The organism is Levilactobacillus enshiensis (assembly GCF_007115095.1).
GTDB classification, from domain to species: domain Bacteria; phylum Bacillota; class Bacilli; order Lactobacillales; family Lactobacillaceae; genus Levilactobacillus; species Levilactobacillus enshiensis.
On the sequence record NZ_SULH01000002.1, the window covers coordinates 52,808 to 75,750 of the forward strand.

Consider the following 22,943-nt stretch of genomic DNA (forward strand, 5'->3'; position numbering starts at 1 on the left):
CTTTTCTTAGCAGATTTGGTCCCTTTGCTTTGTAACTGTCTTCGCGTCTCTAAGAACTTCTCGCGTTTACGTAAAGCTTTCTTGCCATCAAAGAATCGTGTTTTCCCCAGGTGATCATGAACCGTTGCTAAGAAACGCAACCCACGGTCAATGCCGACGATCTTGGACTGGCGTGTTGGCTCAAAATCAGCGACTTCTTTCGTAACCCCAATATGTAAATACCATTTGCCTTGAGAATGGACTAGCTTGGCTGTCCCAAACTTCCAGCCACTCTGAAAGTATTGTTCAAAGCCTTTGCTGGTAAAGCTCATCTTGGTTCTTTTACCCAAGGTCGTGAGTGAAATTTCGGTCAGTCCGTTGACAAAAGAATAATTGCTTTGGCGGACCAAATCTGCTTGGGGCCGCGAAAAATGGATAGGCTTGAACAACCAGGTTAGGTCCTTGGGAGTTTGAATCCATTTCTTAGTCTCATCTTGGTAACGGAAAGGATGTTGTCTCATCTGCTCTAAGACAGTCTTGTAACGAGCGACAACGGTCCGGAAAACTGACTGGATCATTTGACTGTTCAAAGGAGATTCTTGACGGATCTTTTTATACAGGGCATGATTGATTTTTAAATAGTTCATTGGGAAGTCGTGGTTAAAGACCCATTCACTAACAACGTTGGCTAATTGCTGATATTCTTGGCTTTCATTTGCAAGTTGAATGGCTTGAATTTCGCTAGGATAGAGTCTGATTTTTGCTGTTCGACCTAATATTGTCATCATGTACCTCCCCTGAAGATTGGATTCAGTATAGCATATTTTAATTGCCAGGCAGGGGAACGTACGTTTTAGAAATAATTAAGCTTTCGCATTCATCTTTTGATTGAAATCAAAGGTTTTCTGCTGAGGTTATATAAAATGACGTGGTTTCACTTCACGACCGGCGGCCACTATGATCGGCAATGAGACCGTCTTGGTGGGCACGCGACTAATCAGCGTGCTTAAACTGAGTGGCACCACCCTGCAATGGCGAGCGTCTGGTTCGTCCTGGTTGAGAATCTCTCTGACCACTACCGTGCACTGACGTGGTCACCTAACCAACGTCAGCGCACCTGCCGCTAGCGTGTACACGTGGTCGAACAACGGCAGCACCGTCGCTGGAATGTGGTGGTCGACCTCAATAACTGTTTTGTTCAGCCGCAAGATGGTTTGATGAATCGCAATCGATGTCTTTTCATCTAGTGAAGCCGTGCCTTCGTCGATGAAGATCAGGTCACGGTCAAATAAGATGGCCCGGGCAATCTCCAGTCGCTTGATCTGCCCGCCAGAGAGGTTCTGACCACCCTCACCGATCTGATAGTCCACGCCATCCTTGGCAATGAGCTCAGTCAGGCCGGCCCGACGACATGCTTGCAGAACCGCCGCTTCCGTAAATTCTAGTCCCAAGGTCACATTAAACCGTAGGGAGTCATTAAAGACGATGGGCGTTTGGTTGACCGTACTCATCCCCGCGTAGTCGGTCACAGCTTGGCCATTGATCTTCACCTGACCACTCGCCGGTTGCAGCGCACCGTCAATCAATCGCAGTAACGTGGTCTTCCCACTGCCAGATTCGCCTTGAATCAAGATGTTTTCGCCACGGTCGACCGCCAACGTAATCTCGTTGAGAATTGGGGTCGTCTCGCGCTTAAACGAGACCTGAGCGAGCGTTAAGGTGTGAAAGGTCATCGTCGTGGCTTGGGGGGCCGCAATCGGCCGTAACGTCTGCCGAATATGATCCCGGATTTTGGTCGTACTGTTTAATATATTGAAGCTACTGATCACCCCGCGGGCACTGTTGATGATCATGTTAGATGAGTACTGGATCGCCACGAATTGAGCCAAACTGATGCGCCCGATAACTGCAGCGTAGATCCCAATGCCAATCGGAATGTACGTGCAGAAATAAAAGAGTCCCTCCGCCACAGCATTAGACAGGGCAATCGTGTTTTTGACCCCCGCGTTAGCCTGCTCAACGGCTTGAATTGCGGGAATCGTCTTCTCTTCAACGCCACTGATTGCGCGGTACTGGCGAATCGTAAGGGCCCCGGTCAACACGTCCTTTAACATCCCCGACCAGTGATTATTGCGTAGCGACCAGCGTTCCGTTTGGGCGCCGATTCGCTTGCCAAATCGACCGGGAACCGCCGCTGGAATCACCATAAAAGCCAAAAACACCAACGTAAGCACAACGTTATTTTTCAACGAGTAGATCAACGTCACGACCGCGGCGACCGCCAGACTGATCAACGTAAACAGTTGTCGAATATAATTGTCCTCCAACAGTTTCAAATCATTCATAAAAAAGGACAGGTTCGTTGCCACAAAATCCTTGGTATCGACGGTCCGCTCTCGGAGCAAGCTCCGCAAAAGAGCCGCCTTCAACCGCTGATTGATGACAACCACGTTATGATTGACCACCTTAGTGTTCCAATACGTGAGCAACGTGAAGATTAAATACCCCCCAATCACGATGGCCACGAATGGGACTAGCCAAGCGAGGTGTTTACCCCCAATAATGGTGAAGATAAACGCATACGTGGCGGCATTGAAGGGCGTTTCTAGTCCCAACAAGACGGCCATTAAAATTGCTAACCCCATCAAACGCTTATTCACAAATTTCATGTAGACTCCCCCTGCCTAAGCTCTGCCAATGTTATCGCTCACCATACACGTTTTCTATCTCAACCTATAACTTACCTCCCCGTTTTATTCGATAACTGAACTAAGCTAATGGCTCGTTAAGTCATCGTGACAACTCAGGACGCGGTCATCCCTTTACTTTAGGTTTGTGCTATCGTCAGCTCAACTTAAATTTTCAGTACGGCCATGATGAGTGCCAACCTGCTCTCTGGTGTTTTGGTGACCGCCCTCATGACCGTCCTGCCCTTGGCCACACTGTTTGTAGCGGACTTATTGTCCTACCTGATCGTCTTCGGCCTCCTGATCGGTCTCCACGAGGACACGGTCATGAAACCATCTGCGCCCACCAAGTTTTCCGGGTCGGCTTGGAACGGTTTTAGCTACGTCCACCAGCTCTTTCAGCAATTTCCGGCACTGATTCCCGTACTCACGACGGCCTTACTCTTCAATATCTTACTGGCACCCAACGACGTTTATTTTTCCCAGCTTGCCACCATGGTCCTTCACAACACCAAGGCGACCGGCCTCATGACCTCAGCATTTTCCATTGGCTTTCTACTGGGATCCGTCCTGTATCGTTGGCTGGCAAAGATCGTGAAGTTGCACACCTTTATTCAACTTTCTCTGGTGGAGATTCCGATTGCGTTCTTCCTGTTCGGCGAATCGACATGGCTATTGGGATCCTTACTTGGCGTCATTTTACTCGGGAGCGCCCTACCATTTTTCAACATCTCGAATAAGACCATTCTGCAGCGGCAAGTGCCGGAAGCCGACCTCGCCACCGTGGCCAATAGCTACTACGCCCTCATCAACCTCAGCCAACCAATCGGCCTGTTAGGCATCCCCTTGATCATTGATGCGCTGGGGATGCGCACGTTTACGCTCCTCGCCAGTGTGACCTACCTCGCCATCGCTGGCGGAATCATCGCCTCACGAAAAATTTCACCGGCGTTGGACCGATAACCTGACTGAGTTGCACAAAAACTGGCGTCAAGATCGCCGGTTAACCTGTCAGTAATCACCACCTTAACCAGTAAAAATATAGCCGCCGCTAAGCAACCCTTTGATTGCGACTAGCGGCGACTATTTTAATAGCTTGAATCTATTCACTCACGTAGCCGGGGCAACCACGCCATTAAAAAGGCCGCTACGAGAAATCCTCGCAACGACCTTTTCGGTTATTTCAGTATTGATTGCGGCTTTAGAACAAGCCTGTGATCTTACCGTCAGCGTCAATATCCATATCTAGCGCCGCCGGATGTTTAGGTAAGCCCGGCATGGTCAAGACGTTTCCCGTCATGGCCACAACGAAGCCAGCACCCAAGCGCGGGGCAAACTCGCGCACGTGAATCGTGAAGTCCTTGGGTGCTCCCAGAGCATGGGCATCGTCCGTCAAGGAGTACTGTGTCTTGGCCATGCAGACGGGGAGCTTATCCCAGCCATATTTCGCGAAGGTCTTCAGTTGCCGTTGTGCCTTGGCCGACAGCTCGACCTTGGCCCCACCGTAGATCTTCTGCGTGATGGCCGTCATCTGAGTAACTAAGTCGGTATGTTCCGGCGTCAAGCGTGTGAAGTGACTCGGTTGCTTAGTTGCTGCAACCACCTTTTCGGCCAGATCAGCCGCACCGGCACCACCATCGGCCCAAACGGTCGTGGTGGCAACGGGGACGTCTAAAGCAGCTACTTCAGCCGTCAGTGCCGCAATCTCGGCATCAGTATCACTGGTGAAGCGGTTGATTGCCACAACGACCGGCACACCGTACTGTTGCATGCTGGCAATGTGCCGTTTCAGGTTGGCACTGCCCTGTTGTAAGGCGGCCACGTTTTCCTGTTCAAGGTCGGCACGCTTGACCCCACCGTTGTACTTGAGGGCCCGAATCGTGGCCACGATGACCACGGCGTCCGGCGTCTTACCCAATACCGGCGTCTTGATGTCCATAAACTTCTCGCCACCCAGGTCGGCACCGAAACCGGCTTCGGTCACGGTATAGTCCCCCAATTGTAGCGCCGTTTGGGTCGCTAAGACCGAGTTACAACCGTGAGCGATGTTGGCAAATGGTCCCCCATGAATAATCGCGGGATTATGTTCCAACGTCTGGACCAAGTTGGGCTTGATGGCGTCTTTTAACAGCAACGTAATCGCGCCGCCGACCTTCAAGTCACCGACCGTGACGGGTTCGCGGTCGTAATTGTAGCCAATCAAGATCCGGTTGACCCGGCGCTTCAAGTCGGTCAAGTCTTCACTCAGGCACAGCACGGCCATGAGTTCGCTGGCCACGGTGATGTCAAACCCATCCTGACGAGGCACACCAGACGTCCGACCACCTAAGCCGATAACGGTCTGTCGTAAGGCCCGGTCATTGATGTCTAAGACTCGTTTCCAAACGATCTGTCGGGGATCTAAGTTCAAGGCGTTCCCCTGTTGAATATGGTTGTCGATCAATGCGGCTAAGGTATCGTGAGCTTCGGTCAGGGCATGCATGTCACCCGTAAAATGCAGGTTGATGTCTTCCATTGGTACCACTTGGGCGTATCCGCCACCGGTCGCACCACCCTTTAGGCCCATAACGGGTCCCAGTGAAGGTTCCCGTAAGGCCAGTACGGTCTGATGGCCTAAGCGGTTCATCGCATCCCCTAATCCCACAACAACGGTCGACTTTCCCTCACCGGCTGGGGTGGGGTTGATCGATGTGACCAGGACTAATTTTCCTTGGGGCCGTGGTTGTGCCAGTGGCAGGTCGATTTTGGCCTTGGTATGGCCGTATGGCTCGATCTGATCTGGGGTCAGTCCCAGTTTAGCTGCAATCTTTTCAATCGGTTCTAACTTCGTTGCTTGTGAAATTTCAATATCGTTCAATAAACTTACTCCTCCTTAGCATTTGCCGTCATCGCATCTTGAATTAAACTGGCCAGTTCGATGGCTGAGTTCCGCGGCAATAGAAACTGGTAAATCTTCCCCTGTGCGACGATTCCCAGCCGGTAACGGGCCAAGTTCACGCTGCGGACCTGATCCAATGGAATCACTAAATGGCGATGGTTCAAGACCGTACTGACGGTCAGAACACCATCGGCCATGGTAATGTTTCTGTAGTGGATCTCTAGCCAGCATAGGAAGGCAAAGACCACGAAGAGCCCCAGCGTATACCAATTAAAATGCGTGATCTCCAGCCAGAAGATGGCCCCCAACATCAAGACCATGAACGTCCAGCTCCAGTTGATCACACTACTAATTGGGTTCGGTTGATACAAAAAACGTCGTTCCTGGGTTATCATTACTTACAACACCTCACGAATGAATTGGAGTGATTTTTTGTGTATTCTTTGTATACGGACGCCGCAACACAGCCCCAAAGTGGGTTAAGTGCTGGGGGCATCTTGATTGTTCACGACCACCAGCAGACCCAGTTAAAGACCGCTTTGCACGCCACCACCAACCACACGGCCGAATTTGAGATCGCCCGCTTGGGGTTTGAGAAATTAGCCGCATTGGTTGGTGACCAAGCGCAACAAGCTACGGTTCTATTTTATACCGACAGCCAAATCGTTAGCGATAGTTTGGCCAAACATTATGCGAAACATTACCAAAAATTAGTCGATGATTTGTTAGCTGCGCAAGCACCCTTTCAATTGGTTCTCACCCAGTGGGTCCCCGAAAAGCAGAATCAGGGCGCCCATACGCTCGCCAATCAGGCCCTTCACTTCGCGGAAGGCGCCAAATAAGTCGTCAACGGTAATTCGTATTCGCTCCAGTCGGGGGTCCCGCCATAGAGTGCTGAGCCAGCCAACAGCCGACCGATCTGTGGTCCCGTCGTCAGCCCGGACGACCCGAGCCCAGAAGCCACTAGGAACGTCTCGTTTTCTGGCAGCGGCCCAAAGAATGGGGCGAAGTCACTGGTATAGGCTCGTGTGCCGACCCGGACACCCGCCAAGCTATCGGCGGTGAGCTCTGGCATCAGCCGCTGGGCACTTCCCAGTAAGTCGGCCGTGACCGTTGGATCAACGGTCAGATTGAACTTTCCGTCATCCTCGTGAGTAGCCCCCACGATCAATTTACCGTGACCAAATGGCACGAAATCCCGTTCGCCCTCGGGCATGACCACGGGCATATTTTCTTGCAGCGGATAGTCCTTAACGGCTAACTCAATCAGTTGGCCCTTCTGTGCCCGAACGTCCGCAACGACGCCTAATGGGACAAGGAGGTCCTTCAACCAGGCACCCGCCGCAACGATGACTCGGTCAAATTGGCGTGCTCCCAGTGACGTAACGACTTCACCCTTAGGGGTTAACGTCACGCGTTCATGACGAACCGTTAAGTTCTTGGCACTGACCCGGTCGAGCAGATCATTGACCAAAGCGGCACCGTCAACTCTGGCCCCACCACTGATGAAAACACCGGGTTGCACATTTCCTAGCAGCGGCACCTTTGCTTGAACCTCGGCAGCCGTCAATGTGGTGACTTCGCCCATGGTTGCTGCGTCTTGGCGCCGTTGCTGTGCCAACTGATACAGCACTTCTAAGTCGGTCGGCACTTCACGCGTCACGATGGTTCCCGTTTGCTGGTAAACTTCGGTCCCTAATTGGGCGTCATGAATCAATTCGGGGTATAGATCGGCCCCTGCCTTGGCTAAGTGGTACCAGCGCTGATTGCGTCGCTTGGATAACCAGGGCGAAATGATCCCGGCTGCGGCCTTGCTGGCCTGACCGACCCCGTCATCAAACAACGTGACCTTAACCTGTTGGGCACCTGGCAACGTACTCAAATAATAAGCAGCGGTTGCGCCAACGATACCGCCACCAATGATGGCAATTCTTTTTTGCATATTTTACCTCCTGATATAGAAGTACTAAAGCGGGTGTTGACGGCTAAACAATTGACCTGTACAGCGCCCGTGGTTACCTTTTCATTTTAGCATAACTTCTCCCACGACACCCAACGCAAAACCGACTAGCTAAAATGGGGGCTGCCGTTTAGATTCAAAAGTCGTTATTCTCACGTTTTTTCTCGACAACTAGTTGAAAATGTCACCTGCTGCCTGAAGTGTCCCCGTAGCCGGCAGAATTTCTGGTAGCCGGCGGACACCAATTTAGACTAATTTAGAAGCGTGAATGTTTACCAATACCGGGATGAAGCCTGAATTTTATCTTTCAACTTGTCGTCTCTGAAAATAAATGAAGTGTCTGGGATATAACTCAAAAATCAGCATTTTCAGAAAGGATCTTTTTCTGAAAATGAAATGAACCCCCAAGGTTGGACAGAAAATCCAACCTTGGGGGTTTACTAAAAACTGATTTTATTTTTTGCCATTATCGTGTTGAAACGTGCGCCACCAGGCGGTTTGTTGCGCTTAACCCGAGAACAGGACTTGTGCCAAGACCAGGCATAACCCCTGTTCTCACGTTAATGCTCGCAAACTAACCACCTGATGGCTCACTCTTTTTAAGTTGCGCCCACAATTTTCACAATCGTTTTCGGTTAAACGTCCAAATCGTTACCCCTAGGATCACCAGTGCCGCAACGACCGTGACCCCGCATGCCGGTAAAATGTGGGTGATCTTTTCCGTACCGCGGACCAAATCAAGATTGTCCGTCACCAGTGCAAGCGGATTCCACCGTTTGACCGCCTTTACATAATTTAATAATGCTAGCCCAGCAAAAACCAGTGCGGCCACCAGAAAGCCCGCGTAGTTGCTATTGATCAGTGTAGACCCCAGCAAGACCACCGCTATGAAGAATAGGCCAAAGAGTAGGACCGGCCAAATCGCCAGCCAGACGTGCGGACTCTTGTCATCTGGGAAATAGTAGGCGGTGTAGCCCCACGTGATCAAAAATGACCCGCCGATAGCGATTACCCATTGGACGACGGCCACCAGGTACTTGGCCATGATCACCGCGTACCGTGGGAGCCCCTTCGTCACCAAATTGACCAACGTCCCACTACTGACCTCCTGACTGACCGAACCACTGAAAATCAAGGCCAGTAAGAAGATCCCTATCTGTGACGTATTCTTGTAAAATTGCTGCCACGAGTCACTACTGGTCGGCTGTGGCAGCTTGATTGGCAACTGATTGCCCAACGCTAATTTCATCAGGTCAGGCATCAACTTCGCCATCAGTGGTGCCTCAATCCCGAAGATCACAAAAACAACTGCCAGGATCAAAACGTGGTAGTTCCGCCAAGCCGCCAACCATTCCTTATGCCAAAAGGTCATTGTTGCCTGCATGCTGTCACCTCCCGGAAAATGTCCTCCAAGCTGGTCTCCTGCCGGTCAACGGCCAAAGGCACCACGTTGGCCGCTAACAGTGCCCTTAGCGTGGCTTCAACCATTGTCCCGTAGTCATCTTGAAACGGTACCGTCACGTGAACGCCTGTTTGGACCGCTGGTCTTGCTATCGCGGCCACGGCCTGCTTAGCAATCGTTGGTGACGCAAATTTCAATTGGACCTGTGACTGCGCATACTGCCGTTTCAATGCCGCCAAATCGCCCTGAACCTGTAAAACACCATCATGCAAGATGCCCACCTGATCACTGATTCGTTCCACATCGGTCAGAATGTGCGTGGAAAATAAAATGGTCATCTCGCCGCGTAAACTCGCCAATAAATCTAAAAATTCGCTACGGCCATTCGGGTCTAATGCCGACGTTGGCTCGTCACAGATCAGCAACTGCGGCCGATTCAGCAACGCCTGTGCAATCCCTAGGCGTTGCTTCATCCCCCGCGAAAAGCCGTGAATGCGGTGCCTATTTTGCGGTAAGTCGACCGTCTTTAGCATTTGCGTAATTCGCTGGGCCAGGTCCGGTTGGTGCATCCCTGTCAGCCGACCACACAAGGTCAGGTATTCCGTAGGCGTCATGTAGCCGTAGTACGCCGGCACGTCTGGCAAATAGCCCACGACCTGATTGGTAACGGTCTGGCCATATCGTACGGGTTGCCCCGCCACGGTAATTTGACCACTGTCTAGCGTATCCAACCCCAAGATCAGTTTCATGGTCGTTGTCTTACCCGCCCCATTTTCGCCGACAAAGCCAAAAATCGAACCCGTTGGCACCGTTAAGTCGAGACCCTTTAACACCCGCTGATCACCAAACTGCTTGGTAACGCGCTGAAGCTCTAAGATGGCCACTCAGTCCACCTCCCGGCCGAAGATGAAGTACGCAATGGCGCCGAACGGTTGGACCAGTACAATCGCTAATGTCCAAATCAGCCGGTTGCCATGGCGAACCGTTTTTCGGCGATACAAGCTGACCAAAGCCGCCACCAGCAGCCCCAACTCTAGTAACATCAGCGGCACGACTAACGGTAAATTATTAAAAAATAAGTCGGAATTATGCATGGCTTAAACGCTCCTTTATCTGTGCCAATTGCTGAACGATCGGTTGAAACTCAGCGGTCGCTAAGTACGGTTTGAGTAGCGGATTATCCAGCACCACCGTCACGAAATCCGTCTGCAGGTGGTGCTCATCACGGGGCAAGGCGTGGCCCAAGTCCGTTTGATTCAGCCACTCATCAATGGCATCAAAGTAGCCATCCCCGTGTAGCCGCAGGGGAAACTTAACCGCCACCAAGCAAGTAACGTACGCTGTCAAACACGTATGGACCGCAGCTGTGTCTTGCTGTTGTGCGTAACCCACCGCCGACGAAACTTGAAAATTGATGACGGATGCCGGATTCAATTTGGCCAGATCAAAAGTGTCAATGAAGGCCTGACCACGTGCATAGGTCGCCTGAAACTTTTCCGGTTGGGCCACCACTAGTTGCAAGTAGTTGGTCAACTGGCTAGCCATGACCGTCACGTACTGATAGAGCGCACTTTGAGTCGTCGCAACCGCTCGCTGCTCGTCGCCCTTCAAATGATAGGCCCAGGCAATCAAACTCTCACTGGGAAAATACGCCGGAACGAACCGGCCCAGCGCTGTCAACACATCATCTGGCCGCTGCAACAGGAGTGAACAGTACGCCGAGAAATCACGCGCCTTCTCCAGGAGGACCAGGTCCGTACTGAGCTCCGTGACGTGGGCGAACAGCTCCTGAGCACGCGTCAAATATCGCGTTAATTTCTCGGCTGCTGTCGTGCCCGGCAACAGATCGCCATGATTCAGCAGGAGTTGTCCCATCTCCAAGATCAGTGGTGCGCATGAATAATAGCGGTGAATAACGTCTTCGATGGCCGCTAAAACGGTGGTAGCGGGCTGCGTGTCAAAGCGGGCGACCAGTGACGTATACAACTCGCGAATTTGTTCGGTCGTCAACTGACTGCTGTACGCCATTAGCGTGTCGATTGAAATGTTGAAATACGCCGCTAGCAGTGGCAACAGGGTAATGTCCGGATAGGATTGACCGGTCTCCCACTTTGACACGGACGCCTTGGAGACCCCAATAAAATCGGCCAATTGTTGCTGTGTGATGCCCTTGGCCTTCCGCTTCTGTAGAATGACTGGCCCTAAGTTCAGACTCATTTTAATCCCCCCTAGTCGTTATCTCCATTATATCTGGTTGACAAAGTTTCTTGTAGCGATAGGTCGTTAACTTCCGGCTGAAAATGTTAACCTTCAAGCAACTTATATCCAAATGACCGTGAGATCAATCAAATTTAGTCTCTCCTTGAGACCCAGTTCGCGTGCTTTGCGTGAAAATTGGGGTGGTCTCTGGTTCGCCAACCACCACGCCGATGATACAAAAAAAAGCACCGTGACAACTGCCACAGTGCTTTTGATATGGTTATTTGTATCTGAATAAGCGCCATCACGCCCCTGCGCAAGCAACCACGCTGACCTATCTGCTGGTTACTTAAAAACCAAGAAACGGTCGTCGTCAGCCATGTAATCCTTGTCGCCGGCTGGGCTTTCGATGGAACCAAAGTCCATTTCACCGCGGAGCTTCCAGCTACCGGGAATGTTAAAGGCCGCCCGAACTTCATCATCGATCAGTGGATTGTAATGTTGCAGGTTAGCCCCGATGCCGTTTTCGGCCAAGGCCGTCCAAACAGCTTGTTGGGTCCCACCTTGGGATTGTTCAGACCAGTCCTGGAAGTTGGCAGCGTACAGGGGGAAGTTCTCTTCAAATTCCTTGACCGTCTTAGTTTCCGTATAGAACAGTACCGTCCCAAAAGCGGCCTTGAACGCGTTGATCTTCGCCGTGGTCTTGGCAAAGGCAGCTTCATCGGGAACCTCTTGCTTCAGGCGATCGATGACGATGTCCCAAAGCTTTTCATGGGACTTACCAAATAAAATCACGGCACGTTGCGTCTGGTTGTTAAAAGACGTTGGAGCCTGCTTGATACTTTCCTGAATCAGCTTAGTTAAGTCGTCGGTTGACAGCTTGACGTTGCGTCCTAAATTGTAAATCGTTCGTCGTTGTTTAGAGAGTTCAATAAATTTCGTTTCCATCGTTTAAATAACCTCACTTTAATTTTCCCGTTCATGGGTAAGTTGCTTGTTTCATTAAAACCGTAATACCAGTTTATCACTTACTTTTTGAAAGTAAAGTGTTTAGTGATTGACTTGATAGGCCTGTTCATACGTGGCAGTCATCCAATTCACCCAATACTGCGGATTGAGCGGTTCTCCTGTCACCTGTTGCACCAGCTGTGTCGGTGTTAATGTGGCTCCCAATCGATGGATGTTTTGAATCCGCCAATCGGTAATTTTCTGATAATCCCCGCTGGCTAAAATTGCGTTAGTCGGTAATTCCCGACTCATCGCGTGGTAGAACTGTGCCGCGTAGAGCTGACCCAGCAGATACGTCGGGAAGTAGCCAAAATCACCACCTGGCCAATAAATATCTTGCAGAATACCTTCCGTGTCATTGGCTGGCGTGATGCCAAGGTAAGCCTGATACTTTTCTCGCCACAGGGCTGGTAATTCAGCGACCGTCGTTTCACCATTAAACAAGGCCTTCTCCAACTCATACCGGACCACGATATGTAGCGGATAGGTCAGTGGATCGGCTTCCGTTCGAATCAATGTGGGCTGGGTAAACATGAAGCCCCGGTAAAAGGTCGGCTCGTCAATGTCACTAAAGATGTCACCGGTCGCCTGCTGGAAGCGTGGATACTCGCCCCGCCAAAAAGCAGCATTGCGGCCAATAAAGATCTCATTAAATAGTGATTGTGACTCGTGCAGGCCCATTGAAGGCGCATCGGCCAGCGGCGTGTTATCAAAGTTGGGGTCGAAGTTTTGCATGTACAGCCCGTGCCCCGCTTCGTGAATCCCCCCCAGCAGAGACATTTGGAAATCGTGACTAGCATAACGGTTAGTGATTCGCGCATCATTTCTGTTCAGCGGCACCGTGAACGGATGGGTACTCCGTGATAGATCACCCTTGGCAAAGGAATAGCCCAGACGCTGAACGATCTTGCGAACGACCTTCTCTTGCACCTCTTCTGGGACGGCGCGGTGCATGAAGTCCACCCGCGGCTGCGTCCCCCGTTCCTGAATGGTTTGTCGAATCTTGGCGATCCCCGCTTTGAGGGTTGCCATGATAGGGTCCAGCTGGGCAACCGTCATCCCCGGCTCATACTGATCCAATAAGACATCGTATGGCGTAGCTTGCCCCTGCCGCCAGTACGGAATGAACTGGCGCTTGTAGGCCACGATTTTTTCCAAATACGGCTGTAAGCGACTAAAGTCCTGGGCTTCACGCGCCGTCTCCCAAACCTGCTGGGCATCGGCAACGACCCGTTGATAGTCGGCATAGTCCGCCGCCGGAATATCGTGATTTAACTCGTAATCCCGTTTGACCAGCCGAAAAACCTGCTGGCCCTTTGTATCTAGCGCATCGGGATGGGCCGTAAAGTCGGCGATCATCCGGCCCATCTTTTGCCCCGTCCGCAAGGCCAACTCCTGCTCACCGATCATGCCCGTTAACTCGCTACGAAAGCTCCCGGCATCCCGGGGTAAATACGTGCGTGAATCCCATTCAATCAATGCCAAGTTGCTGTCCAACAAGCTGATCTGTTTGACCAGTGCTAGAAAGTCTGCTTCAGTCTCCATACAAACGCCTCCAATGTGGGTTGCACTTAGTCTAGCACGTCTCTGACCAAAACACCCGTGAGTCTTCGACCTGGGGCTATTGGGGGTGCCAAGATACACCGTTTGCCTCATCCCAGTATTGGTAAGCGGTCGCACCGTTAACTTAGACGAAAATGGGCGCAGGACGGCTGCCAAGGATTCCGCCTCCTGTTGCTCAGATTGGTGCACACCATATCCAGTCGCTACAGCCTCGTCACTTAAATGGTGCGGTTTACGTTACTTTGACGTCTGCAATAACCGCATCAACTGGACCGTAACGGTTTCTGCAGTTACCGGTTGGGTCGGCAGTTGTAAGAGTGTTCCCAGCAGAAACGTCCAAATCGGTGGTGTCACCTGTTCAGCTGGCAGTGTTGCCTGTTGCTGGGCGACCAGTAAGGTCACGACCGTTTGGAGACTTTGTGGCGCTACCAGCGGTTTCTGCAGAAGAAATGCAATGACCTGAGGATGATCTTGCGCATAAGTCAGCAGGTTGGTCACCATTCGCTGAAGCATGGCCGTGGCATTGGGAGAATCCAGCACACCTGCTCGAAGCGTGGCCGCCAGTTCCTCTTGAAATTCCGTTCGCAGGGCCGCCAGTAAACTGGCCTTATCTGGAAAGTGACGATAAACGGCCGCAGGGGTGACCGCTAGAAAACGAGCAATTTGACGCAATGACAACTGATCAACGCCCGCTTCCTCTAATTGCTGATGGGCTCGCTGCTGAATTGCAGCAGCTAAGTTCTTACGATGATAGGGTTGCTTTTTCATGAACGCTGGCCTCCTCTTGGTTCCTATGTTATCGCTAATTACGTCCTTATGTTATCACTGATTACTTTTAAAGTAAACAGTGATAACATAAGATTGTATTCATCGCTTACATCTCAAAACTTTGTCGATTCCTTACACTATCTTTACCCCCCTTTCCTACTGAAAGTTTTACAATAAAAGTAACTTTAATTTTTCGAGAAAAGAGGAATTTTCTGTGTCCAATAGTATTTCAACGCGTCGACTCACCTGGCAATTCATTGGTTTTTGGTTCGTCTGGTTACTGGTTCAAGCCACTCTAAATATTCCCATCAGTCACCATTTTCATGGATGGTCACAAGAGATCCTACTTGACGCCATTAAATTAACGATCTGGGTTGGGGCCGGCTGGTGGTTCATTCATCAAGCCCCACACGGAACACTAAGCCTAACCAATCGTGAGCAATGGCGACCCAATTGGCATTTCACAGCCGGCTATCTTGTCTGGCTCGTCATTATCTTGTACTTAGGTTTACAATTTTGGCTGCTACACCATGGATTACGGGTCAACCGAACCTTTATTCCCCAGTACTGGGGCCGGTATTTCTTAGTCGTGGGCATTGCCGAGGAATTTGTGACACGGGGCTATTTTCTAAATGCCTTGTTAAAGAAGACCTCATTTACAACTGCCAACGTGATTCAGGCTTTAGGATTTGCCAGCATGCACATTCCCCGTTATCTGACGACTGTCCCTACGATGAGTGTCGGCGCTTGGCTGAGCAACTTAGCCTCTGTCTTTGTTTTAGGGCTCCTATTTGGCTGGTTGTATAAGACTAGTCGGTCGTTGTGGCCCGGCATCATCGTGCACATGACCTGGGATATTCTGGTCACCCTCTTTGGTTAGAAACCAGCAAAAAAATGGTGCCACTTCCTGATATGGAGGTGGCACCATTTTTAGTTGTTTAAGCTAAGGTTCGGCGTTTTAGATAGCCCAGGAGAACACTTAAAAAGGCAAACGGCAGGAAGAAACTAAACAGTGCCGTGACCAATTCCGGTGCGACCGTGACGGCCAAGACAAGATCGACCGCCCCAACCAGCAGACTGACGACCAGTAGCACCCGCCAAATAGCCCGACGAAGATGCTGCTGATAAGTTAACCCGTAGACCAACAGGGTTAAAGCCGTGGTTAGCAATAGGGCCCGGTCAATGACCGGTAACGCCAATAGTCCGGTTAATCCTAGAGCTACGATACTGAGCCCGATAAAGAAGTAACCGTACCAGCGTTGCGTTTGCACAGTGGATTTCACGATTATCGCTTCCTTTACCTATTCTTTACACCTTTAGTTTAACCGATTGTGTAATCGCTTACAATAGTTTCAACTGAACGACCCTTTATTTTTTCTGAGGTCCGTTCATATTACCGGTTTAATGGTCAACGTGTAAGTCGCCATTCCACTCGTCGCTAGTGACCGCCGCAACTTCATGATTAAAAACGCGTAGCAGGGTCGGCATCGACGCCGCACTTTTTTCCGCCGTCATCTCGCTCAGTGGTAGCCAGCTGATCTGCCCCTCATCACTAGCCTTCAAGTCACCCGTAAACGCCGAGCTACGGTAGAGCAATCCCAATTTGCGGTGTTCCCGAGACGCATCAAACCATTCGCAAGTCCCACAAAAACTCACCGACTTTAACCGAAGGCCTGTTTCTTCATAAACTTCCCGAATTGCTGCTGATGCACAGGTCTCCCCAACTTCGACGTGGCCACCGGGAAAACTATGTCCTGCCTTCCACGGCACGTTGACTTTATCTTCCACTAAAACCCGGTGCGTCTGTGGATCAGTCACCATAATCATCGCCACTAATTCGACTGGTTGCGTTCGCGACATTTTCTTTTCCTCCAATTTAGGATTACTATTTTTATTTTCTGCCAAGCTACATGTAGCAAATAGGTCGCCGTGAATGACCAGGCCCACGTCAGGATGTAACACAGCCATAAGCCCCAGCCCAAGTGCTGACTTGTCAGTTGTCGACCAAACGCGAGCCAAATCAGCGTCAGCCAAAAAACATTCGCTAAGTACGCCCGGTAGGCATAGGTCGCCACCCAATGAATCACTGGCAACCAACGTGAGTGCTGCCGAAGCTGCCAAATAGCCAGACTCGTGATCAGCCCAATGGCACTCAACGCGTATAGAACGTTTGCCGGCAAATAGTAGCTGCTACGTGTGAAGGATAACGGTCGTAACCGTAACAGTTGGCGGGCCTGCCAGCTGAGCGACAGGCCACCTAAGAGTAGACACGGCATCGCTAGCCATCGCCATTGTCGAACACGCGGCCAAGCCAGATACAATGTGATTCCCAAAACCGCATACGGGATGAACCCCACGAAGACTCGGTCCACCAAGTACCAGCGAGTGTAACGCGTTGTCGTGTAGATCCAATTCATATACGCCCACATGCCCAATGCATAGACTAGTGCGGTAGTCCCTAACAAGAGGCACCGCCGTTTAGCCGTCGTGGCCCAGCGACGGCATCCCCACCAGATGGGCATCAGTAACACAATCTGGAGCATCATCGCATTGTACCAGAGATGTGGCGCCGCATTGCCGTTCACCAGTTGCCAGAGAAATTGGCTGACCGTGTGCGCTGGTCGGTGCTGTTGAACGCCGGGTAAGATCAGCAAATAGGCTAGTGTCCACCACAGCGTCGGCACCCCCAACGCATGCCACTGCTGGCGATAGTACCGGTGAAGTGGCGGTTGTGGCCGTGTCAGCCGCATCGTGGAAAAGAGAATACCACAAATAAACGCCGGCGCCGTAAACTTAATGGCGGCATAGAGCCAGGCAAGGGGCACCCGTTGTGCTTGGCCCGCGGCGGTCGTCAGTCCTAAGCTCAACACCGTCTGTCCCATGACCGCTGTGCAAGCAAACGCCTTTAGATAGTCGCCGACATCCGTCAGTTGATTCTCCCGTGTTTTCGTCTCTCTCATCGCCTTTACCCTTCTCATTTTAGCAAGCTGGTCGACCGCCTGTAAAGTGCCGTTTCTGACAATGAGTTCCCCGACGTTCAGCGAGACTCGTCACGATTTGAGCATCTAAATTGACTGCAAACAAAAAGACGGCTCGCTGGCCGCCTTTATTTTGCCTATTGCTTAAGCTTCACGCTCATTCTTTTTAGATGATTTTTCTAACCAGTTTTCAATGCTGTAGCAGGCTAGACCGAGGGCTGCGAATACCAGTGGAAAGGCTACCCACAGCACCGACTTCATTAGCATGAGTACTAAGCTCAATAATCCCACTGCCAGAACAACCAAGACGATTAAAGTAATCTTGTCTTTCGTCATTTTAATCTCCCCCAAACTAAAGTTAAACTTTGTGGCCCCTAACCACAACCGTAGCTTACCAGAAAAAATGACTGGCGACAATCATCTTGACCAAACTTAAGAAAGTTGCTACCTTTACTTGTCATTGCCATTCGGCGACTGCACAGTCGGGTGCTGTAGCCGTTGCAATTGACCTTTGAATTCTGATGCATAGCGTTCCTGATCGGGCTGATAATCAGCTAACCGTTCGCTCAGCCCCACCGTGTAGTCGGCCTGTTCGCCGTGTTCGCCTTGATCCAAGCCCAAGCGCTCTTCAGTCGCATCCACGCGCATCGGTGTCAATCGCCGTAAAATTAGAATCAAGGCGCTACCCATCACGGCGACCAACACAATCGTAAAACCAGTCGCTAGTAGTTGCGTGCCCAGCAGGTGCCAACCACCGCCATAAGCCAACCCATTTTCAGTAATCGTCGGGTTCACGGCCTTGGTCGCGAAGACTCCGGTCAAGATACTGCCGACGATTCCACTCACCCCGTGACAGCCGAAGGCATCCAACGCATCGTCCACGCCTAACCGCGGCTTCAACAGCTGAATAAACCCGTAACTCGCTAGCGTTGCCAGGGCACCAATCGCCACGGAACCCATGATGGTCACGTAGCCAGCCGCTGGCGTAATGGCAACCAGTCCACAGAGTGTCCCGGTGCAGACCCCGACCAAGGTTGGCTTACCTGTCGTCCAAATATCCAAAAACATCCAGACAACCATGGCCGTTGCAGTTGCTACGGTGCTGGTAAGGGCCGCTTGCATAGCAACCCCGTTGACCGCTAGAGCGCTCCCTGCATTGAACCCGTACCAGCCGATCCATAAAATAGCCGTCCCCAGCAAGACCCACGGTAGATTGTAGTGTTGGGTTGGCGTGCTCTTTGCCAATCGTGGTCCTAACCAAGCCGACAGCACCAGCGCCGTGACCCCTGCATTAATGTGGACAACCGTTCCGCCGGCAAAATCCAGCACGCCCAATTTCGCTAACCAGCCAGCGGGACTCCAGACCAAATGAACCATCGGGTAATAAATGAAGATGGACCACAAAACCAGAAAAATCAGGAGAAACTTGAAACGAATTCGGCCGACCACGGCACCAACGAATAACGCCGGTGTAATGATGGCAAACATCATTTGAAACAGGGAATAAACACCGACCGGAATCTGCGTAGCCGTCAAGCTCGTCAACTTAATGCCGGCCATAAATGCATGGTTCAAATTCCCCACAATTCCACCGATATTCCCCGAAAAAGCCAACGTATAACCTAGAAATACCCAGAGTAAGATGGCAACTCCCGTCATAATGAAGACTGACAACATCGTGTTGACGACGTTTTTTTCGGACACCAGGCCCCCATAGAAGAAAGCCAGTCCCGGAGTCATGAATAAAACCAAAATGCTCGCGATAATGACAAATGCCGTGTTTGCAAGATTCATCAGCGACGCCCTCTCTTTTGCCTTTGATGTTAGAAATTATAACACCAGTTTTCAGAAAAAACAGCATCAAGCCGATAAAAGGGGGCTGTTTGCCGGGTAATTTAACGAACAAAAGGACGTGCTAACTGCTAACTCACGTGGTTCGCGTATTCTGTCTACTTTAATGTTAGATTTTATGACGTTAACCATCGTTTACCAGCTAAGGTCCCGCTAAGTACCCATCCTGCTTTGTGGCCCACTTTCTATTGTTGTTAGAACAGACATGAGCCGCACTTTGGAGCTTTCAACCTTTAGTCGAATAGATCGATTATCAACAACAGCTATTTTAGAGCCCCAAAAAGCCAGTCTCAAGACTTCGACAACCGTCAAAATCCCAAAACTGGCTTTCATCATTTCTAACTCATTTACCACTTACGCACGGCCCGGGGAATCATCTTGCGAATGCCCCCGCGTGGATCCTTTACATCGCCTTCATAACGTGGAATCAGATGAATGTGCGCGTGCTGAATGGTCTGCCCAGCCGCCGCATTCACATTGATGCCAATGTTATAGCCGGCCGGATGAAACTTTTTGTCTAGGAACGCCTTAGCGACAAATGTCAAAGCGTCCATCGCCTGTCGTGTTTCCGCCGGCACATCAAAGTACGTGGTATAGTGCTGTTTGGGCACGATCAGCAGATGACCTTCACGCACGGGATGCAAGTCCCAGAACGCTTTAGCCAGCTCATTTTCTAAAACCAGCTCGTCTTTTTGACAAAAAATACAATCTGCTTTAATCATTCGATTTACCCCTTATGACGTGGCTTGCGTTTTCCCCAGAATTGGAAATAGTCGGTCCGCAACGCCCCATTGTACAGCTTTCGTGTCTTCGTGGCCTTTTGACCATAGAAATGTTCAAATTCCAAGTCGGCCGTCAGAATGTACTTCGACCAATCCGTCAGTGGTTTGAAGACCTGGCCCATCTGTTTGTAAAGCTCTCGCACGCTGGCTTGATCACTCAACCGTTCCCCATAAGGTGGGTTGGCAACGATGACCCCATCTTCGAGATCCGTCTTAAAGTCTTGCACAGCTAATTGCGTGAAGGTCACGTCTTGTGACAGACCCGCTTCTTGGGCATTTCGCTTCGCAATTGCGACCATGTTCTCATCAATATCGGAACCGAAGATCTGCAATGGTGTGTCGTAGTCTGCCTTGGCGTCCGCTTCATCACGAACCTTATCGCTCAATTCTTGCGGTACCCAATCCCAGCTTTCACAAGTAAAGTCTCGGTTGAACCCCGGGGCCAGATTACGGCCGATCATGGCTGCTTCGATAGGAATCGTCCCGGACCCACAGACGGGATCCCAGAATGGCATATCCTTATGCCAGTTAGTCAGTGCAATCAGGGCTGCCGCCATATTTTCCTTCAGTGGTGCATTCCCCTTGCCGACCCGGTAGCCCCGTTTAAACAGACTCGATCCGGTCGTATCTAACGTCAGCATCACGTGATCCTTATCGATCATGACTTCCAATGGATAGGTCGCTCCAGTTTCAGGCATCCGTGTTCGCCGATGATAGACGGCTGCCAGCTTCGTTGCGACGGCTTTCTTTACGATGGCCTGCGCATCCGGCACACTATGTAGCTGTGACTTCTTTGAGCGGCCCTCAACGGGGAATGCGGCGTCCATTGGCAGCAGTTCGTCCCAAGCAACGGCTTTGGTGGCTTCAAACAGTTCATCAAAGGTCACGGCATCAAACTCGGCCACAATGATTCGCACCCGGTCGGCCGTCCGAAGCCAGAGGTTGGCCCTTAAAATGTCTTCGATGGTCCCATCAAACCGGACCCGCCCATTTTCGACCTGCGTTTCGTACCCCAGATCGCGTAATTCGCGGCCCGCAATGGCTTCGATTCCACTAGCGGTTGCTGCGTATAAATGAAATTTCTTCATAAAGTCCTCCTTGGTTAAAAAAGTTTATTTACTCATACTGATCAACACTTCCGTCAAACTGTGCGTAATCCTTCTTCAAGGTGTTCGCAGGAGACGGTGCAACTGAATTCTTGAATGACCGATGTGACGAAATGCCATGTTGATCTCGGCATACCAGTCGTAGGCAATTAACCCAATTATAGCTACAAAAAAAGGTGGGAGCAAGCTCCCACCCACCTGACATGGTGTAAATCCCTGTAAGCCATGTTTTGTACCGCTCAATCGTTTCAGGCAAACGACCAAGTGGCAGTAATCATCTATCTCGAGAGTTTCCTCTCCCCCCACATTTCGTTCATTTCCATATGTGAAGCGCCCCTACCAAAAGTTTGGGTTGCCCGCTCGAGGGGTTTACCGCGTTCCACCGCCTAAGTTTCCTTAGACGTATCGTCACTGTGGCACTTTTCAGGGATACTCAGGCATAGCCGAAGCCTTAGCCGTTTTTTCCCGCCGTAACGTTATTGCTAACGTCCCCCGGCTTATTTTTTCACCGAGCACGAACACTACAGACATCTCAGTCTGTGCGAGCATGGACTTTCCTCAGCCAACATAAGCCGACCGCGATTACTCAGGATTTACACCAGTCTTTATAATTCTACAAACGATGTGACTCGTTTGGATCATTATCTAATTGTGAACCGAAAACGTGCCGTTCCAAATTGGATAGCCGCTTCAAAATGTCCATGTTGGTAACATTTGAAGTTGCTGAGCTGGTTGTTGAAGCTGCCGGTTGACTGCCGCCCACTTGCACTTGCTTTGTGAGTTCGTCAACCTTGGCCAATAACCGTTCGTTTTCTTCTTGAAGCCGTTGATTCTCCTTTACAAAGGTGTCGTAATCCTTAATGACGTTGTCTAAGAAGCTGTCAACGTCATCAGGATCGTAACCGCGCATTTTCTGACGAAATTGCTTTTGTAAAATTTCCTTGGGAGTAAAATTAACGTTTTCCATTGATCATTACACCTCGTTATCGTAATCAAACCGGCGATATCTATAATACCAGTTTTTACTCGAATTGGGAACCATTATTTAAATTTTCTTGATATTCGTTGGCACTTTCTTGTAACCAATCCATGTCAACCAACGTCAAAGGGTACGCGTGGCGCTCTTGGTAACGCTTTACGGCCTCGTAATCATATTTCGGTTTTCCTTCGACTTCTAAATCATAAACCATGACGGCTTCATCCGTATGGGTCAGCATAAATTCTTGATAGTTTCTTAACTGTTGGGGCCCATGATAAGGTTGCTCACTAACCGACTGGTGAAAATCAACGTGACTGGTCACCGCGGCATATTGCGCCTGATTGGCTTCATTCCAGTTGTTGCCAAACTCGGCAAAGGGCGTCATCACGGCCACCTTCAGCTCGGGGTAATCCGTTTTTAACGCTATTCCCACTTCGGCAGCCCACTGTTCGACGCCCAGTTGGCCTCCCGTAATGAGCCAGTCCGTGCCATTTTCCACTTTACCGATCAATAATTTTTTCAATGTATCTTTAATTACCAGTAGCTTCGGGTCCTGATTGCCAAAGGTGCCCAATTCGTAACTCCGGTAACCCGTTAACCATAACCGACTCAATCGGCCACCTCCCTCTTTTTCCCCTGGATCATTCACCGCTTAGACCTGCTGATGTGAGTTATCGGCTCTTTCGGTGCAAGTATGGCTAAATATCCGCCATGGCTTCAATACACTCATGGTAGCCACCAACCAATGCCGCTTTCACGAATGAACGGGCTATGTACGCACTATTTTATTTTCCAGGTCTAGC

General features: G+C 50.6%; 23 protein-coding genes, 1 other RNA gene and 1 pseudogene. 3 read left to right on the forward strand and 22 right to left on the reverse strand.

The genetic code is table 11. The features are described from left to right. Window positions 1-764 (reverse strand): annotated as a pseudogene (locus FAY32_RS14855) (RNA-guided endonuclease TnpB family protein); the annotation flags it as partial. A 309-nt stretch (window positions 765-1,073) separates the two neighbouring features. Next, a complete protein-coding gene (locus tag FAY32_RS02840) occupies window positions 1,074-2,648 on the reverse strand; it encodes an ATP-binding cassette domain-containing protein (RefSeq protein ID WP_143461961.1) in 1,575 nt (524 codons plus the stop codon). Window positions 2,649-2,852: 204 nt separating this feature from the next. Between FAY32_RS02840 and FAY32_RS02845 the strand changes: the two genes are divergently transcribed. After that, entirely contained in the window at window positions 2,853-3,629 is a 777-nt protein-coding gene (locus FAY32_RS02845) for an MFS transporter (RefSeq protein ID WP_143461962.1), read from the forward strand. A gap of 238 nt (window positions 3,630-3,867) precedes the next feature. Here the strand turns inward: FAY32_RS02845 and FAY32_RS02850 are convergent, their stop codons facing one another. Both FAY32_RS02850 and FAY32_RS02855 read right to left on the reverse strand, forming a co-directional pair. Next, on the reverse strand, window positions 3,868-5,523 hold the full coding sequence (locus FAY32_RS02850) for a formate--tetrahydrofolate ligase (protein WP_143461963.1): 1,656 nt from the start codon (window positions 5,521-5,523) through the stop codon (window positions 3,868-3,870). A 5-nt stretch (window positions 5,524-5,528) separates the two neighbouring features. Then, window positions 5,529-5,939: an EbsA family protein gene (locus FAY32_RS02855; RefSeq protein WP_143461964.1), complete on the reverse strand. Its 411-nt coding sequence runs from the start codon at window positions 5,937-5,939 to the stop codon at window positions 5,529-5,531. Between the two features lie 39 nt (window positions 5,940-5,978). On the opposite strand from FAY32_RS02855, the gene FAY32_RS02860 reads away from it, so the two are divergent. Then, on the forward strand, window positions 5,979-6,386 hold the full coding sequence (locus tag FAY32_RS02860; RefSeq protein ID WP_143461965.1) for a ribonuclease HI family protein: 408 nt from the start codon (window positions 5,979-5,981) through the stop codon (window positions 6,384-6,386). On the opposite strand, the gene FAY32_RS02865 is transcribed toward FAY32_RS02860, so the two are convergent. The 8 genes from FAY32_RS02865 to FAY32_RS02900 all read right to left on the reverse strand — a co-directional run bounded on the left by FAY32_RS02865 (window position 6,362) and on the right by FAY32_RS02900 (window position 14,444). After that, on the reverse strand, window positions 6,362-7,486 hold the full coding sequence (locus FAY32_RS02865; protein WP_143461966.1) for an NAD(P)/FAD-dependent oxidoreductase: 1,125 nt from the start codon (window positions 7,484-7,486) through the stop codon (window positions 6,362-6,364). The two genes, FAY32_RS02860 and FAY32_RS02865, sit on opposite strands and share 25 nt — an antisense overlap. A 637-nt stretch (window positions 7,487-8,123) precedes the next feature. Then, window positions 8,124-8,888, reverse strand: coding sequence for an ABC transporter permease (locus FAY32_RS02870; RefSeq protein ID WP_143461967.1), 765 nt, complete (start codon window positions 8,886-8,888; stop codon window positions 8,124-8,126). Next, window positions 8,873-9,790 carry an ABC transporter ATP-binding protein gene (locus tag FAY32_RS02875; protein WP_143461968.1) on the reverse strand — a complete coding sequence of 306 codons (918 nt, stop codon included), beginning with the start codon at window positions 9,788-9,790 and terminating at the stop codon, window positions 8,873-8,875. The genes FAY32_RS02870 and FAY32_RS02875 overlap by 16 nt, the downstream gene beginning before the upstream one ends. Further along, window positions 9,791-10,000, reverse strand: a complete 210-nt coding sequence (locus FAY32_RS02880; RefSeq protein WP_143461969.1) for a PLD nuclease N-terminal domain-containing protein — start codon at window positions 9,998-10,000, stop codon at window positions 9,791-9,793. Then, a complete protein-coding gene (locus FAY32_RS02885; RefSeq protein WP_143461970.1) occupies window positions 9,993-11,123 on the reverse strand; it encodes a helix-turn-helix domain-containing protein in 1,131 nt (376 codons plus the stop codon). Before FAY32_RS02885 ends, FAY32_RS02880 begins: the two co-directional genes overlap by 8 nt. Window positions 11,124-11,450: 327 nt before the next feature. After that, window positions 11,451-12,053: a nitroreductase family protein gene (locus FAY32_RS02890; RefSeq protein WP_143461971.1), complete on the reverse strand. Its 603-nt coding sequence runs from the start codon at window positions 12,051-12,053 to the stop codon at window positions 11,451-11,453. 102 nt (window positions 12,054-12,155) lie between these two features. Continuing rightward, window positions 12,156-13,658, reverse strand: coding sequence for a carboxypeptidase M32 (locus FAY32_RS02895; RefSeq protein ID WP_143461972.1), 1,503 nt, complete (start codon window positions 13,656-13,658; stop codon window positions 12,156-12,158). Between the two features lie 255 nt (window positions 13,659-13,913). Then, a complete protein-coding gene (locus FAY32_RS02900; RefSeq protein ID WP_143461973.1) occupies window positions 13,914-14,444 on the reverse strand; it encodes a TetR/AcrR family transcriptional regulator in 531 nt (176 codons plus the stop codon). 214 nt (window positions 14,445-14,658) lie between these two features. On the opposite strand from FAY32_RS02900, the gene FAY32_RS02905 reads away from it, so the two are divergent. Further along, window positions 14,659-15,324, forward strand: a complete 666-nt coding sequence (locus FAY32_RS02905) for a CPBP family intramembrane glutamic endopeptidase (protein WP_143461974.1) — start codon at window positions 14,659-14,661, stop codon at window positions 15,322-15,324. A 58-nt stretch (window positions 15,325-15,382) separates the two neighbouring features. Here the strand turns inward: FAY32_RS02905 and FAY32_RS02910 are convergent, their stop codons facing one another. The 10 genes from FAY32_RS02910 to FAY32_RS02955 form a co-directional block, all read right to left on the reverse strand. After that, a complete protein-coding gene (locus FAY32_RS02910; RefSeq protein WP_143461975.1) occupies window positions 15,383-15,727 on the reverse strand; it encodes a hypothetical protein in 345 nt (114 codons plus the stop codon). Window positions 15,728-15,845: 118 nt separating this feature from the next. Next, complete coding sequence (locus FAY32_RS02915; protein WP_143461976.1) at window positions 15,846-16,304, reverse strand: 8-oxo-dGTP diphosphatase; 459 nt, start codon at window positions 16,302-16,304, stop codon at window positions 15,846-15,848. Beyond that, window positions 16,277-17,404, reverse strand: coding sequence for an acyltransferase family protein (locus tag FAY32_RS02920; protein ID WP_158727529.1), 1,128 nt, complete (start codon window positions 17,402-17,404; stop codon window positions 16,277-16,279). The genes FAY32_RS02915 and FAY32_RS02920 overlap by 28 nt, the downstream gene beginning before the upstream one ends. 162 nt (window positions 17,405-17,566) lie before the next feature. Beyond that, a complete protein-coding gene (locus tag FAY32_RS02925) occupies window positions 17,567-17,758 on the reverse strand; it encodes a hypothetical protein (RefSeq protein ID WP_143461978.1) in 192 nt (63 codons plus the stop codon). Between the two features lie 114 nt (window positions 17,759-17,872). Next, window positions 17,873-19,216, reverse strand: coding sequence for an ammonium transporter (locus FAY32_RS02930; RefSeq protein WP_143461979.1), 1,344 nt, complete (start codon window positions 19,214-19,216; stop codon window positions 17,873-17,875). A gap of 404 nt (window positions 19,217-19,620) precedes the next feature. Further along, the gene (locus FAY32_RS02935) at window positions 19,621-19,995 is read right to left on the reverse strand and encodes an HIT family protein (protein ID WP_143461980.1); all 375 of its coding nucleotides are present in this window, start codon (window positions 19,993-19,995) and stop codon (window positions 19,621-19,623) included. A 5-nt stretch (window positions 19,996-20,000) separates the two neighbouring features. Beyond that, a complete protein-coding gene (locus FAY32_RS02940; protein ID WP_143461981.1) occupies window positions 20,001-21,143 on the reverse strand; it encodes a THUMP domain-containing class I SAM-dependent RNA methyltransferase in 1,143 nt (380 codons plus the stop codon). A gap of 232 nt (window positions 21,144-21,375) precedes the next feature. Further along, window positions 21,376-21,755: RNase P RNA component class B (rnpB, locus tag FAY32_RS02945), an RNA gene on the reverse strand. Between the two features lie 19 nt (window positions 21,756-21,774). Beyond that, entirely contained in the window at window positions 21,775-22,128 is a 354-nt protein-coding gene (gpsB, locus tag FAY32_RS02950) for a cell division regulator GpsB (protein ID WP_143461982.1), read from the reverse strand. 55 nt (window positions 22,129-22,183) lie between these two features. Further along, window positions 22,184-22,753 (reverse strand): DUF1273 domain-containing protein, encoded by a 570-nt coding sequence (locus tag FAY32_RS02955; protein WP_143461983.1) that lies wholly within the window; start codon window positions 22,751-22,753, stop codon window positions 22,184-22,186. Window positions 22,754-22,943 lie beyond the last annotated feature (190 nt).